This window comes from Janthinobacterium aestuarii (assembly GCF_051380835.1).
Lineage (GTDB): Bacteria > Pseudomonadota > Gammaproteobacteria > Burkholderiales > Burkholderiaceae_D > Janthinobacterium > Janthinobacterium aestuarii.
Genome location: NZ_JBNYXU010000006.1, coordinates 319,829 through 333,653 on the forward strand (window position 1 = coordinate 319,829; position 13,825 = coordinate 333,653).

General features: G+C 66.4%; 10 protein-coding genes. 5 read left to right on the plus strand and 5 right to left on the minus strand.

Going from position 1 to position 13,825, the window contains the following annotated elements; translation table 11 throughout:
• The first annotated feature begins 31 nt into the window (after positions 1-31).
• From ACQ4WO_RS18040 to ACQ4WO_RS18060, 5 genes are all read left to right on the plus strand, one after another.
• The gene (locus ACQ4WO_RS18040) at positions 32-2,350 is read left to right on the plus strand and encodes a coiled-coil domain-containing protein (RefSeq protein ID WP_436482615.1); all 2,319 of its coding nucleotides are present in this window, start codon (positions 32-34) and stop codon (positions 2,348-2,350) included.
• A 19-nt stretch (positions 2,351-2,369) separates the two neighbouring features.
• Positions 2,370-4,688, plus strand: a complete 2,319-nt coding sequence (locus ACQ4WO_RS18045; RefSeq protein WP_436482616.1) for an SUMF1/EgtB/PvdO family nonheme iron enzyme — start codon at positions 2,370-2,372, stop codon at positions 4,686-4,688.
• 62 nt (positions 4,689-4,750) lie between these two features.
• Positions 4,751-5,470 (plus strand): SIMPL domain-containing protein, encoded by a 720-nt coding sequence (locus ACQ4WO_RS18050; protein WP_436482617.1) that lies wholly within the window; start codon positions 4,751-4,753, stop codon positions 5,468-5,470.
• A 78-nt stretch (positions 5,471-5,548) separates the two neighbouring features.
• Positions 5,549-5,947, plus strand: coding sequence for an OsmC family protein (locus ACQ4WO_RS18055; RefSeq protein WP_230539349.1), 399 nt, complete (start codon positions 5,549-5,551; stop codon positions 5,945-5,947).
• The gene (locus tag ACQ4WO_RS18060; RefSeq protein ID WP_436482618.1) at positions 5,944-6,831 is read left to right on the plus strand and encodes a pirin family protein; all 888 of its coding nucleotides are present in this window, start codon (positions 5,944-5,946) and stop codon (positions 6,829-6,831) included. Before ACQ4WO_RS18055 ends, ACQ4WO_RS18060 begins: the two co-directional genes overlap by 4 nt.
• Before the next feature lie 9 nt (positions 6,832-6,840).
• On the opposite strand, the gene ACQ4WO_RS18065 is transcribed toward ACQ4WO_RS18060, so the two are convergent.
• The 5 genes from ACQ4WO_RS18065 to ACQ4WO_RS18085 all read right to left on the minus strand — a co-directional run bounded on the left by ACQ4WO_RS18065 (position 6,841) and on the right by ACQ4WO_RS18085 (position 13,626).
• Positions 6,841-9,312, minus strand: coding sequence for a TonB-dependent siderophore receptor (locus ACQ4WO_RS18065; RefSeq protein ID WP_436482620.1), 2,472 nt, complete (start codon positions 9,310-9,312; stop codon positions 6,841-6,843).
• Positions 9,313-9,440: 128 nt separating this feature from the next.
• On the minus strand, positions 9,441-10,403 hold the full coding sequence (locus ACQ4WO_RS18070; RefSeq protein ID WP_436482621.1) for a FecR domain-containing protein: 963 nt from the start codon (positions 10,401-10,403) through the stop codon (positions 9,441-9,443).
• The gene (locus ACQ4WO_RS18075; RefSeq protein ID WP_436482622.1) at positions 10,403-10,912 is read right to left on the minus strand and encodes a sigma-70 family RNA polymerase sigma factor; all 510 of its coding nucleotides are present in this window, start codon (positions 10,910-10,912) and stop codon (positions 10,403-10,405) included. Before ACQ4WO_RS18075 ends, ACQ4WO_RS18070 begins: the two co-directional genes overlap by 1 nt.
• A 109-nt stretch (positions 10,913-11,021) precedes the next feature.
• Positions 11,022-11,621 carry a metal-dependent hydrolase gene (locus ACQ4WO_RS18080; protein WP_436482623.1) on the minus strand — a complete coding sequence of 200 codons (600 nt, stop codon included), beginning with the start codon at positions 11,619-11,621 and terminating at the stop codon, positions 11,022-11,024.
• 403 nt (positions 11,622-12,024) lie between these two features.
• Positions 12,025-13,626 (minus strand): FHA domain-containing protein, encoded by a 1,602-nt coding sequence (locus ACQ4WO_RS18085; RefSeq protein ID WP_436482624.1) that lies wholly within the window; start codon positions 13,624-13,626, stop codon positions 12,025-12,027.
• Positions 13,627-13,825 lie beyond the last annotated feature (199 nt).

Here is a 13,825-nt window from a genome sequence, read left to right on the forward strand (position 1 = left end):
TGCACACAATCATTCTCATCAGGAGTCACACATGTTCCAATTGTTTGGTTTTGGCGGCGCCCGCTGCCCGCGCTGCGAGCACAAGAACGGCGCCGCCGCCGGCTATTGCGCGCAATGCGGCTTGTCGCTGGGCGCCCCCGACAGCGACGCGGTGCTGCATGCCAATCAATGGCATCTTACTGATGGGCAACTGGCCCTGTTCTTCGGCGTGCGTGAACTGTCCTCGCTGTTCGGCAGTGCGGCGCGCCGCCTGCAGGTGCCGGCCGAGTCGCGCGCCTGGATCGTGCAATCGGACGCTTTCACCTTGATACCGGCTGGCGATTACGACAGCGCCGCCTTCTTTGCGCGCTTGCCCGCGCTGCTGCCGGCACGCCCGGCCGAGGTGCTGATCGCGCGCGCCGACGCCGTCAACCTGGAATTCGACCTGCCGGCCCTGGCCAGTACGGAGCTGCTGAACGTCGCCGCATCGCTGCGCGTGGACATCGCGCTGGGCCAGCCCGACGCGTTCGCGCGCCAGTTCATGCGCGCGCCGGGCGCCGTCACGCGCGCCCACCTGCACGCCTTGCTGCTGCCGTCCGTGCGCCAGATTGCGCTGGAATTCATCGGCAGCCGCGCGCTGCGCGAGATGGACGCGAATGCCGACTTGCGGCCCGAATTGAATGAACGCCTGCAATCGGCCCTGACGCAGCGCCTGGCGCCCAGCGGCCTGGCCGTGGCGCGCGTGGAAACGCTGAGCCTGCGGCACGACAAGCGCGAAGGCGACGCAGGAGCCAGCATCGGCACCCTGTGGCTGGGTGGCTTGCCGGTGCAGGAACTGGAGCAGCACAGCCTGGAACGCATGAAACAGCTCGACCAGCTGTATGACGAGGAAGAGTGGCAGCGCATCCGCTGCGAGGAACTGGCGGCGCGCCATGCGCACCGCCGCGCCGAACTGCGGCAGGATGCGGCGGTGGAAAAGGCGGAACTGAACCACCAGGAAGCGGAGCGCCTGCAAGCGCTGCGCGGGCGCCAGATCGACCTATATGGCCGCATCCTGGAAGCGAAGTCGCGGCGCCAGGCGCTCGACCATGGCGCCGCGCTGGCGCTGGGCGAGCTGGAACAGGAGCTGGCGCAGAAGGGTGCGCAGCGCGCCGATGAAGCGGCCAACTGGGAACACGTGCGGGCGCTGGCCGCCATCAAGATGCGCAGCGAGCTGGAACTTTCGCAGCTGCACGGGCGCGAGCAGATCCAGCTGGCGCAGCAGCGCTTTACGCATCAGGTGCATTTGCAGTCGATCGCGCAGCAAGTGGAAAGCGCGCTGCTGATCGACGACGAGACGGGCCGCCGCACCCAGCTGGCGCGCCTGCGCCAGGCGGAAGCGGATGCGGCCCAGCGCGAGGCGCAGCTGGAGGCGGAGCAGCACCAGGCCGCGTGGCAGGGGCTGATGCTGGCGAATGCGGCGCGCAAGCGCGAAGCGGAGCGGGTGCAGGAGTGGGAAGACCAGATGCAGCTGGCGCGCCAGCGCGAATTGCTGCGCGCCGAAGCGCACAAGGATGAAGCGGCCCAGGTGCAGGCGGCGGAGATCGCGGAAAAAGTGGCGGCGCTGCGGCGCGGCGGCGCGCGCGAAGACGCCATCGCGCAGCAGGAAAAGCTGCTGCGCACCATCGAGGCCGACGGCGTGCACGCGCGCCAGCTGCAGCAGCAAACGCAGCTGGCGCAGCTCGACGCGCTGGCCATCGAGGAACAGCGCCAGCAGCTGCGCCAGCTGGAACAGGAAGCGCAATGGCAGCGCGACTTGCTGGCCATGGCGCAGCAGCGCGAAAGCGATTACGCGCGCTGGAAGGGAGAGTATGAAGCCCTGCTGGCGCAACAGGCGCATGCGGCCGAACTGGCGCGCATCGACATCGACCGCATCGAGAAAATCGGCTCGCTGAGCGACACGGGCAAGGTGGCCATGGCCGCCGGGCAGAATGCGGTCGTGCTGGCGCAAGTGCTGAAAACGCAGCTGCAAGCGGGCATGAGCGCCGAGCAGATCCACGCGCTGGCCGCGCTGGCGGCGGCCGAGAACGGCGTCGCACCGCTGGACGCCATGCGCATGGCGCAGGACAGCGTGGCGCAGGAGCGCAGCTACCTGGAAGGCCAGGCGGAACGGGAACGGCGCCAGCAGCTCGACCTGATCAACCTGCAGAATGCGGCGCACGCGCATGGCCTGTCGGCGCAGGCGCAGCTGGGCGTGGCCGTGGCGCAGGCGCTGCAGCCGGGCGCCGCCGCAGCAGCAGCGCCGGTCCGCTGCAAGAACGGCCACGCGCAGCGCGCGGGCCATCCGGAAGATAAATTCTGCGCCGCCTGCGGCGTCGCCTTGCAGCCTTGATGGAAGTGTTTCACCCCAGATGATGCAAAAAGCACGAGACAAACTGCGGGAACTGCGCGCCCTCCACGACGACGGGCTGCTCAGCGAGCAGGAATTTGAACGCCGCAAGAACGCCATCCTCGACGCCGAATACGCGCCGCCCGGCGCCGCGCCTGCGCCGGCGCCGCTGCCCGTACGCCAGGGTACGGAGCTGGGCTTCATGACGGGCCAGGAAATTGGCCCGCAAAACCGCCGCTACCGGCTCGAGCGGCTGATCGGCACGGGCGGCATGGGGCAGGTGTGGCAAGCGACCGACCTGGCCACGCACGCGGAGCTGGGCAGCAGCGAAATGGTGGCGCTGAAGATCTTGCCGCCGCAGCTGACGCAAAGCGCCACGCACGCCAAGCTGCTGATCGAGGAAGCGACACAGGCGAGGAAACTCGCGCATGAAAACATCGTGCGCGTCTACGAGTGGGCGCAGGACCCGGCCACGGCCAGCTATTTCATCATCATGGAATGCCTCGATGGCGAAGACCTCGAGCACTATCTGGCGCGCGAGGGCGCGCTGCCCCTGTCCACGGTGCAGGAATTGCTGCAGCCGGTGGCCGACGCCCTGTCGTATGCGTGGGAAAAGCACAAGCTGGTGCACCGCGACATCAAGCCGGGCAATGTCTTCCTGACGGTGAAGGGCGACGTCAAGCTGCTCGACTACGGCATCGCTACGCGCGTGCGCAATGCGGACAGCAGCCTGGCGCTGGACATGCCGAATGCGGGTACGCACGGCTACCGGGCGCCCGAGGCCGGCGCCAACCAGCGCCAGCCCAGCCCGCGCCTGGACGTGTATGCGGTGGCCGTGATGATCTATCAGATGCTCGAAGGGCGCATGCCGTTCGACGACGCGCGCAGCGCCAGCCATTTGCCGTCGGCGCCGCAGGCGCTCAACGCGCAGCAGTGGCAGGTGCTGCAGAACGGTTTTTCGCTGACGCCGGAATTGCGGCCCCAATCGGTGCAAGCCTTGCTGGAAAACCTGGAGCGCGCCGCCGGGCCGTCGCCCGAAGAACTGGCGGAACAGGCGCGCCAGCAGCAGGCGCGCGCGGTGCAGCAGGCGCAGCAACAACGGGAGGCGGCGCTGGCGGCCGAACAGGCCCGCGAGGAAGAACTCAAACAGGCCCGGATACGCCAGGAAGCACTGGACCAGCGCCGCAAGGCCGAGATCCAGGCCGCCGCGCTGGAAAAGCAGCGGCAGGACAAGCTGCGCCGCGAACAGGAGGCGCAGCGCCATTTCGAAGCGGAAGAGGCGCGCAAGCTGCGCAAGGAAGCGCTGCGCGGCCAGTTGCGTGCGCGCCGCGAAGCCGATGCGGCCACCGCCTTGCAGGAGCATCAGGAGCTGCAGCGCAAGGCCATCGTCGCCAAGGCGGAGGCGGCTTACCGCGCCGAGCAGGAACGTGCGCGCCGCGAAGAGGCCAGCCGCGCCGCCGCCGCTGTCCCTGCGCCGGCATCGGCGCCGGCGCCGGAAGCCGAGCACGTGGAACCGGTGCCCAATGCGGAAGGCGTCTTGCGCGACGATTTCCTCGATGGCTCGGGGCAGGGGCCGGAACTGGTACTGATTCCCAGCGGCCGCTTCCAGATGGGCGCGCACGAGACGGAACACAAGGCCGCCATCCAGGCCGGCTCGCAGCAGACGTGGCTTGAGCGCGAAATGCCGCAGCACTGGGTCGGTATCGAGCGCCCGTTCGCGCTGGCGCGGCACCCCGTCAGCGTGGGCGAATGGCGCGCCTTCGTCAAGGCGACCGGCTGGGCGGGCGGTTCCGAGACGGACTGGGACAATCCCGGCTTCGTGCAGAACGACCGGCACCCGGTGGTGGGTGTGAGCTGGAATGATGCGCAGCTGTACCTGGCGTGGATGAGCGAGCGCACGGGCCGCCACTACCGCCTGCCCAGCGAAGCGGAATGGGAATACGCATGCCGCGCCGGCACGCGCACGGCTTTCAACGTGGGCGACACGATCAGCACCGAGCAAGCCAACTACGACGGCCTGTACGTGTACAACGGCGGCCCGCGCGGCGTGTACCGGGGCGGCACGACGCCGCTGGGCACTTTCGCGCCGAATTCCTGGGGCCTGTTCGACATGCATGGCAATGTGTGGGAATGGGTGCAGGACGTCGTGCACGACAATTACGAAGGCGCGCCCGTCGATGGCAGCGCGTGGGAAGAGGGCAGCGACAGCAGCCGGCGCATCCTGCGCGGCGGCTCGTGGCTGTACCACCCGCGCTACCTGCGTTCGGCCCTGCGCAACGGCTTTTCCACCGTGCTGTCGAACGATATCGTGGGCTTCCGCGTGGCGCGCACACTCGACTAATCCATTGTTATATTGCTCATCTTGACGGATACTTCATGCACCTTAACCGTGCTGGAGTCCCCGTGTTCAAACGCCGCCTGCTGTCCATCGTGTTCGCCTGCCTGCCCATCTCCGCCCTGGCCGGCGATTTGCCTTCCTATCCATTCATCCACGCGACCGGTACGGCCTACAGCTTCGTCACGCCGGACCTGGGCGAGATCGACTTCGACGTCAGTGCTTTCGACCCGGCGCCCGACGTGGCTACGGCGCTGGTGAAGGCGCGCATCACGGAAATCAAGGCGCTGCTGGTGGAGCAGGGTTTGCCGGAAGCGGCGGCCGGCATCGAGGTGCGCGACGTGCGCAAGGAAATCCGCAAGGGCGCCGAACAGGACCCGGCGAATCCGCAGTACCTGATCAAGGCCAGCGTGCATATCAACGTGGCGGATTTGTCGAAATGGCCAGCCGTCATAGGGCCGCTGCTGGCCATGCCCAACCTCGATGCGTTTGCCGTCACCTTCGGCGCCACGCAGCGCATCCGCCTCGAAGAAGAACTGGTGGGCGAGGCCGTCAAGGATGCGCAGCGCAAGGCCGATGCCATGGCGCGCGGCTTCGGCAAGCGCGTGGGCGCCGTGGCCGGCATCTCGTCGGACCAGCTGAAAAACCTGGGCAATGCGGTGGGCCTGGTGCCGTCCGACCGCTACCAGCGCGCGAACAGCCGCCAGCGGCAAAATCCCGACGACATGCTGATGGTCACCGTCCTCAAGATGGGACAGACGGTCGATGCCGTGTTCCGTATCAAATGACCAGGTAGCAGGGCAGCGGGCTGCGCCAAGCGGCCAAACGGTGTAAATTGTGGCTTTCCAAACGCACCAAGGAACGCCATGACCATCAAAGCCATCCGCGACCAGTCGCAAGCCATGCGCCACATCGTGCACGTGCGCGATCACATCATTTCCGCCGACGCCTCGGTGGAGGAGGGCGGCGGCGACGCCGGCCCTTCGCCGCACGACCTGTACGACGCGGCCCTGTCGGCCTGCAAGGCGCTCACCGTCGTCTGGTACGCCCGGCACAAGGGCATCCCGCTGGAACACGTGGAAGTGTCGACCGAGCGCGATGCCAGCGAAGAGCGCAAGGGCGTGTACCGCCTGGCCGCCACCCTGCACCTGACGGGCGAGCTGACGGATGCGCAGCGCCAGGAATTGCTGGCGGTGGCCGGCAAATGCCCGATCCACAAGCTGATGACGGCCGTCACCACGGAAATCACGACGGTGCTGGCATGAGCGCGGCCATCCTGAAAAGCCACGAAAAGGACCTGGGCGGCGGCTTCGTCGTGCGGCGCTTGCTGCCTTCCGCGGCAAAGCAGGCCGTCGGCCCCTTCATTTTCTTCGACCATTTCGGCCCCATCGACGTGGCGCCCGACGCCAACCACGACGTGCGTCCCCATCCGCATATCGGCCTGGCCACCGTCACCTATCTGTTCGAAGGCGCGATCGATCACCGCGACAGCATCGGCTCGTACCAGCGCATCGAACCGGGCGCCATCAACTGGATGACGGCCGGGCGCGGCATCGTGCATTCGGAACGCACGCCGCACGACCTGGCGGGACAACCGCACCGCACGCACGGCTTGCAGCTGTGGGCCGCGCTGCCCAAGGCGCATGAAGAAGATGAACCGAGTTTCACGCACACGCCGCAGGCCGACATTCCCGTCGTGCCGCTCGATGGCGCCGTCGTCAAGGTGTTGATCGGCACGGCGTTTGGTCAAACCTCGCCCGTGCGCAGCTACATGCGGACGGTGTACCTGGACGTGGCGCTGCAGGCGGGGCGCGAGTTGCGCCTGGAAGGCTTGCCGCCGGAGGCGGCGATTTATCCGATCAGCGGGGACGTGCTGGTCGATGGCGTGGCGCTCGTGCCGCACACCATGGCCTTGCTGGAAGCGGGCACGGTGCCTGTCGTAACGGCCGGCGGCGGCCCGGTGCAGTTCGTCGTCATCGGCGGCGAGCCGCTGGACGGCCACCGCTTCCTGTTCTGGAATTTCGTCTCGTCGAGCAAGGAGCGATTGTCGCAGGCGGCCGACGACTGGACCGCCCAGCGCATGGGACAAGTGCCGGGCGAGACGGAATTCATTCCGCTGCCGAAGGCGCCATTGCGTCCTCCGGCATAAGCGTTTCGTCTAGAACCGCGCGCGCAAGGTCAGTTGCGCCTTGCGCGGTTCGCCATAGAAATTGCCCCACGCCGGCGCGCCCACCGTCTGGTAGTAGCGCTTGTCGAGCAAGTTCGTCACCGACAGCGACGCCGTCCAGTTGCGGTCGATCTGGTAGGCGCCGCGCGCGCTCCACAAGGCATACGCGCCTTGCGCCACCGTGATGTTCTGCGTCACGCGCGAGCTCTCCGTCTGGAAGTTTACGCCGCCGCCCACGCTCCACTTCTGCAGGGCGCCGGGCAGGCGGTAGTCGCTCCACGCGCGCAGCATGTGGCGCGGTGAGTAGGTGCTGGCGAACATCACGCCCGCGTTCGACGTCTGTTCCAGGTACTTGAAGTTGTTCAGGGTGTAGCCGGCGAACAGCTGCCAGCCCGGCGCCACTTCGCCGCTGATTTCCGCATCGAGGCCTTCGCTGCGCACCTTGCCCGCCGAGAAATAGCACTCCGTGCCGCTGGAGCAGGTGTTGACCAGGTCGAGCTCCGCGCGGTTGCGCTGTTCGATGCGGAACAGCGCCAGCGAGGTGTTGACCTTGCCGTCGAACAGTTCACCCTTGACGCCGACTTCCAGGTTGCGCCCTTTGAGCGGATCGAGCAGGGCGCCTTCGGCCGTGCGCTGGTTTTGCGGCTGGAAGATGTCGGACACGCTGGCGTAGCCGGACCAGCGCTTGTCGAACGCGTAGATCACGCCGCCATACGGCGTGACGACGCCGTTTTCGCGGTAGGGGTCGATGTACACCTCGCCCGTGTCGCGGTACACGCTGCTCCATTTGTAGTTCGACACGCGCGCGCCGGCCACCACGGTGAGCGGATCGCTGACGCTGAAGCGGGCCACGCCATAGGCGCCCGTCTGCGTCATTTTCGTCAAGCTGGGATCGCCGCGGTAGCTGTTTTCGCGGAACCAGGCGTCGCTCGGTTCTGCCACGCCGTGATTCGGGCGCAGCGGATTGTTCGGCTGCTGCAGCAAGGCCAGGCTGAAATCGCTGTCGCTTTCCAGGCGGTTCGTGTTGATGCCGGCGCTGAAGCCGTGGCGGCGGCCGAATGCGTTGAATTTGCCGTCGAGCGACAGGTCGATGCCCTTGTTGGTGCTGCCGTAGTCGAATACGCCGCCATACATCATCATGCCGGCCATGGTGGCGGGATTGATCGCGCCCTGGCTGAACATGTATTTCACGTCATGCCGCTCGCGCGTGTAGTTGGCGCTGGCCTTGAGCGACCAGTCGGCGTCGAAGCGGTGCTCGAATTCGGCGAAGACGGCCGTCTGCTTGCTGTTCCAGCGGTTCCAGTCGGCGCCGAGGAAGGTTTCGCGCGGCAGTTTCGGGTCGCTGCCATCGCGGTAGCGGGCCATGCCGGAAAAGAAGGGCGTCGAATGCAGTTTTTCGTAGCTGGCGCCCGTCGTCAGCTTGCTGCCCGGCGCCAGGTCGAATTCCAGCACGCCGTACAGTACGTCCGTGCGGCTGTCGGCCACGTCATAGAAATAATCGCGCTGCTCGTGCGCGGCCACGGCGCGGCCGCGGATGCTGCCCGATGCGTTCAGCGGGCCGGTGACGTCGACTTCGCCGCGCACGTCGTTCCAGCGGCCCGCGCTCAGCGCCAGCTGCACCTGCTTTTCCGCCAGCGGGCGCTTGCGCACCATATTGATGGCGGCGCCCGGCGAGCCCGTACCCTGCAGCAGGCCCGTGGCGCCGCGCACGATTTCCACGCGGTCCAGCACGGCCGTGTTGCTGGTAAAGCTGTTCGCCTGCGGGTAGTACATGGCGCGGTTCACGCCATCGAATTGGTAAGTGTCGACCATGAAGCCGCGCGAATACACATAGCGCCCGCCCATGGGGCTGTCGTACATGGTGATGCCGGTGGTGTTGGCCAGCACGGCATCGATGGTGTTGAGGTTCTGGTCGTCCATTTTCTGGCGCGTGACGACGCTGACGGATAGCGGAATTTCGCGCAAGGTTTGCACGCCCTTGCCGACGGTGACGGCGCGCGCCGCATACGAGTTGCTGTGTTCGCTGACGGGGTCGCGCTCCATGCTGGCGCTGACCGTCACGGGCGCCATGGTCTTTTCCACGCCGGCCGCCGCTGCGGATGATGGCGCCGCCTGGCGCAGCACGTAGGCGCCGTTCGGCAGTTGCACGGCTTCCAGGCCGCTGCCTGCCAGCACCTGGGCAAAGCCCTGGGCCACGCCAAAGCTGCCGCGCACGCCGGGCGAGCGCAGTCCCCGCGTCTGTGCCGGGTCGGTCGACAGGCTGACGCCGGCGGCGACGGCAAAATCGTTAAGGGCGGTGGCCAGCGGGCCGGCTGGTACGGCAAACGCTTGGGCGGTGGCGGCCTGGCCTTGCGCCAGGGCGGGCGCGGCGATAAAGGCGGCGGGGGCGGCGCAAGCCATGGCGATGACGGCCAGGCGGATGGCGCGCGCGGCGGGATGGAGGACGGGAGTGGTCAGCTGCATGCTCGGTCTTTCTGCTCTAAGGGATAAGAATTGGCGTGTGAATCGGCTACGTGAATTGGCTACTTATTTAGGAAGCCGAAGCAGCGCAGCGAAACACCAACCCCTTGGCGCAAAAAAACTGAAAATAATTATGTGGCCCGGGCCGACACCGTGGCCCAGTAGCGCGTGAAGTACGTCACTTGCAGTCCGTGCGAGACGCACAGGCTTTCCAGCACGGCGTCGATATCGTCGAGGCGGTAAGTGCCCGTAACGGGACGCCGCGCCACGCCGGCGTCGCACGCGAGGCGCCCGCGCCGGTAACGCGCCAGCTCCTGCACCAGTTGCTGCAGGGGCCAGTCGGCGGCCACCAGCATGCCGCGCAGCCAGCTGTCCTGGTGCGCGGGCATGGCCAGTACGTCCTCCGAGCCGGTTGCGCTGAAGCGCAGCTGCTGGCCCGCTTCCAGGCGGTGCACGGCGTCCGGGCGCGCCGCGCAGCGCACTTCCACGGCGTGTTCGAAGACGCTGACCGTGCTGCCCTGCGCATCGCAGCGCACGCCGAAGCGCGTACCGAGCGCGCGGATCACGCCGTGCGGCGTGTCGACGAGGAAGGGACGGGCATCGGATGCCGTCGTGATCATGATTTCGCCATGGTGCAAGCGGATGCGGCGGTGCGTGGCGCCGTAAGCGACATCCAGGGCGCTATCGGTATTCATTTCCATGCGCCCGCCATCGGTCAGGGTCACGTGGCGGCGCTGGCCCGGCGCCGTGCGCAAGGACGCCGTCCAGGCTTGCCATGGGGCGGACTGCAGGCCCGCCTGGCCCAGCGCGATGCCGCCGCCGGCCGCCACCAGCATGGCCAGCACTTTCGCGGCGGCGCGCCGGCGCTGCTGCGCCGCCTGCAGGGCAGGCATCGCCAGCGCTGCCGGTATCGCGCCCAGCTGACCGTCCATGCGCCGCAGCAGCTCCCAGGCCCGCTCATGTTCGGCGCTGGCATCGCGCCACGCCTGCAGGGCTGCCGGATCGGCGCCGCCGCACTGGAGTTCCACATGCCAGTGGGCGGCGGCGGCCAGGACCTTGCGGGCGATGGGAGTGGGCGAGGATGCGCCGAACATCAGCCGGCCGCCAGCATCAGGCATTCCGTGTAGGCGCGCACCAGGTGCTTTTTCACGGTGGGCAAGGACACACCGAGGCGCCGGCTGATGTCGACATAGCTGAGCTCCTCGATCTGCGCCAGCAGGAAGATGTCCCGCGTGCGCGCACCCAGGCGGTCGAGCAGGCGGTCGATGGCGAGCAGGGTTTCGATGATGATGGCATGCGTTTCGGCGCTGATCGATACCGGCTCGGTTTGCTGCGCCAGCGCTTCCAGGTAGGCTTGTTCGAGCGCCTGGCGCCGGTAGCGGTCGATCAGCAAGCCGCGCGCGATGGTCGCCAGGTAGCCGCGCGGTTCGCGCAGCGGTGCGGTGTCGCGCTTGCCCAGCAGGCGCAAGAACGTGTCCTGCGCCAGGTCGGCCGCCTCGGCGCGGTTGCCCAGCTTGCCGCGCAACCAGCCATACAGCCAGCCGTGATGCTCGCTGTACAGGGTGCTCAGGTGATTGGCATGGGTGGGACTGACGGTACTCACTGCGTTCTCCAGGCAAGGGAAGAGCTGGGCTGACGGAACGCGGGGTGCCGGCTGGCTGGGCTGTTTGAGAATGATACTCATTATCACATTACCATGCGTCTTGCGTCAATTACTGTTGGTCGCCCAGGCGCCAGCGCTCCTGCCACTGCAGCAGATCCGTCCAGGCTTGCTGCAGGGCAGTGGCGGACCAGTGCAGCAGGCTGTCCAGCGCCAGCACGCTGCGCTGCCAGTGGATGCCATCAAAAAACACGTGGTCGGCCACGATGGTGGCGGCCAGCCAGGCGGCGATGATGACGATGATGTCGTGGCGCCCGCTTTTCCACCAGCGCAGCGAGTGCCGGCGGAAAATCCACGGCACGCCCAGCGGATTGGGCCAGTCCGCCAGCAGATGCATGATGCCGCCGGCGGCAAAGCCGAACAGGGGCGGCGCCCACAAGTGGTGCGGCAATTGCAGATAGGTGTAGACGAGCAGGGCGATCCAGGCCAGGCCCCAGTGGGTCCACGTGCGATGCGTGATCCACAGCTTGTGGGTGCGCGCCCACCAGGCCACTTCCAGCCAGTCCGGCGCCGTGCCGCCCAGTGTTCCCATGACAAAGGCGAGCACGCTCAGCACTTGATAGGGACCACCGGCGCCAGCGTGCGCGACCAGAGCCGCGGCGATCACGCCGGCAGCCCAACCGGTCGCATGATGCGCTTTGTTGGAAGCCATAGAAAATGTAAAACGCCATGCATGGCGTTGTGTGAAATGCAGGAGACATTAACTGGATGAATATACAGTATGCAAGGGAGTGGAGGGGTGCTATTTGCAGAATGTCTGCTGATAATTTGTTAAATTGTGTGTCGGGAGGGCGTGGTCGACGGACTCGGCAACGCATGCCGTCCCGTCAATTTTGTTATGCGGCTGATAATGTAATTGGCGCAGGGCGCGCTATGCTGAAAGCAGTTTGACGTTTTGAGGAGGTGTCGCCATGAAAATCCCGCGCGAATTGCAGATTCCCGCCCTCGTGTTTTCGCTGGAAGCGGTGTTCATTATTGGCTTGTCGCTGATTTTCCTGGTGCTGGTACCGCGCTAGCGGTCAGGTGTTAGGAGTTAGGAGTTAGGAGGTGCTGTATCAGGCCGTTTGCATGGTGCTGTCGCACAGCGCCGCGCCTTCGGTGCGGATGATCCAGCATTCCGGATACGGTTCGCTGGCGAAGCGGTTGTGCCGCGCGAAGCCGCTCAGCTTGTCGAGCGCGGTGGCGGGGGCCAGCGCGGTTTCCTTGCCGCTGGCCGTGTCCAGGTGCCAGAAACCGCCGTTGCGGTGGAAGAGCACGGGCAGGCAGCTGGCCTGCGGCGTGGCAAGGTGGCTTGCCGGCGTGGGCTGGGTGTCGGGCAGCAGCAGGTAAAAACACTCGGCGCGGGCGCCGTGGTCGATGCGGTGCAGGATCACGCCGTGCGCGAGCAGGGCCGTGACGCTGAGCACGACGATGCCCTTGATGCTGGCAGACAATTCGATGCGCATGCCCAGGCGCAGGGGTATGGGCTTGTGCTTGCCTGGCCATACGCCGTCGAGCAGCAGGCCGTAGCGCGACACATCCTCGATTTCAAAGCCTTGCTGGCTGCGCCGGATGATGGCGTGGCGGCCCGACAGACGGCGCGTCAAGCCATTGTTGTCCTGGCCGTCGGGGCTGAAATGGCTGAGCAGCACATCGGCTTCCGGATCCACCAGCTCGAAGCGGCCCAGCATGCATTCTTCCAGCGCGAACAGGCGGATCTGGCGCTGCTCGCCCGCTTCCGGCGCAGCATTGACGAGGCAAGCTGCCTGGCTCGGGTGCGGATGGCAGTGGCTGGCGGCGGGCAGGTCGACTTCGATCAACTCCTCGTCCCAGGCTATCGTGGTAAAACCCATGTCGATCTTGCCTTGCGGTGCAGACAGATCCACGTGGGCGATGCCGGCATTGCGCGCCGTCACGTCGAGGTTGCAGCCGTCGCCGCCCGTCACGCGGGCGATCGACGCGTCGTCGGCCATCACGCGCACGTTCTTGTGCGTGCTGAGAAATATCTGGTGGATTTCCGTCAGGGTGGCGTCGCGGCGCGGCACGAGGATGACGAACGTGCACACCCATTTCTGCGCCACCGCGCCGTCGACATGGCTGTGCACTTCCACTTCGATCTGGTATTGCCCGTGTTCCTTGTTGCGTGAGGAAAACTCGACAAACACGGGACGCCAGTCGCCGCGCGTCGTGCGCACGAAATCATGCTGCACGTGCCCGCCCGGGATCAGGTCCGAGCGCAGGCGCAAGGTCAGCTGCGGCGCGCAGGCGGCGCTCATGCCGCGCAATTCCATTTTCAGGGTTTGCCGTCCGCCTGCCGCGCGCGGATCGAAGCCGCTGATGTGCAGGTGGGCTTGCACTGGCTGGTAAGCTGATGGCGCCGTTGGCGGCGCAACGGGCGCTGGCGTGAACGCCGGGGTGGCGGCAGAGGCCCCCACGGAGCGGCTTACCGTTTGAATGGCCGCATCGCGAATAACGGCATCGCGAATAACGGCATCATGCGCAGGGGCGTGCGGAAGCGCCGTTGCCGATGGCTCGGAACGGGCGCTGCGCAGTGCGGTCAACAGGTCGTAGCTGCTGGAGGCAGTCGTTGCTTGCGGGTGGTTGCCCGCGCAGACTGTTTCCCCAGGCAAGACCCAGAACGTACAGTGCGGGTGCTCCGGGTTGCTGCATTTTTTCATGACATTCTGACTCGAATCGAGCGGGGACATTCTGCCCTCTGTTATACATGAGAGCTTACGCGCTTTTGCGCCTGCTTGGCAACTTTCGCAGCGTCGGAACGCGCTCTTTTTGCCCAAATTCGTACCCCTGGTCACAGCTTGGCATGCATGCCATGGAAACTATTGCATATAAGCATATTTTATATCTTTCTGGATATGT

What these genes read in the sequence shown, in the direction of transcription:
- ACQ4WO_RS18040 (WP_436482615.1), top strand. Translation starts at nt 32, where the DNA reads ATGTTCCAATTGTTTGGTTTTGGCGGCGCCCGCTGCCCGCGCTGCGAG.
- ACQ4WO_RS18045 (WP_436482616.1), top strand. Translation starts at nt 2,370, where the DNA reads ATGATGCAAAAAGCACGAGACAAACTGCGGGAACTGCGCGCCCTCCAC.
- ACQ4WO_RS18055 (WP_230539349.1), top strand. Translation starts at nt 5,549, where the DNA reads ATGACCATCAAAGCCATCCGCGACCAGTCGCAAGCCATGCGCCACATC.
- ACQ4WO_RS18060 (WP_436482618.1), top strand. Translation starts at nt 5,944, where the DNA reads ATGAGCGCGGCCATCCTGAAAAGCCACGAAAAGGACCTGGGCGGCGGC.
- ACQ4WO_RS18065 (WP_436482620.1), bottom strand. Translation starts at nt 9,312, where the DNA reads ATGCAGCTGACCACTCCCGTCCTCCATCCCGCCGCGCGCGCCATCCGC.
- ACQ4WO_RS18070 (WP_436482621.1), bottom strand. Translation starts at nt 10,403, where the DNA reads ATGTTCGGCGCATCCTCGCCCACTCCCATCGCCCGCAAGGTCCTGGCC.
- ACQ4WO_RS18080 (WP_436482623.1), bottom strand. Translation starts at nt 11,621, where the DNA reads ATGGCTTCCAACAAAGCGCATCATGCGACCGGTTGGGCTGCCGGCGTG.
- ACQ4WO_RS18085 (WP_436482624.1), bottom strand. Translation starts at nt 13,626, where the DNA reads ATGAAAAAATGCAGCAACCCGGAGCACCCGCACTGTACGTTCTGGGTC.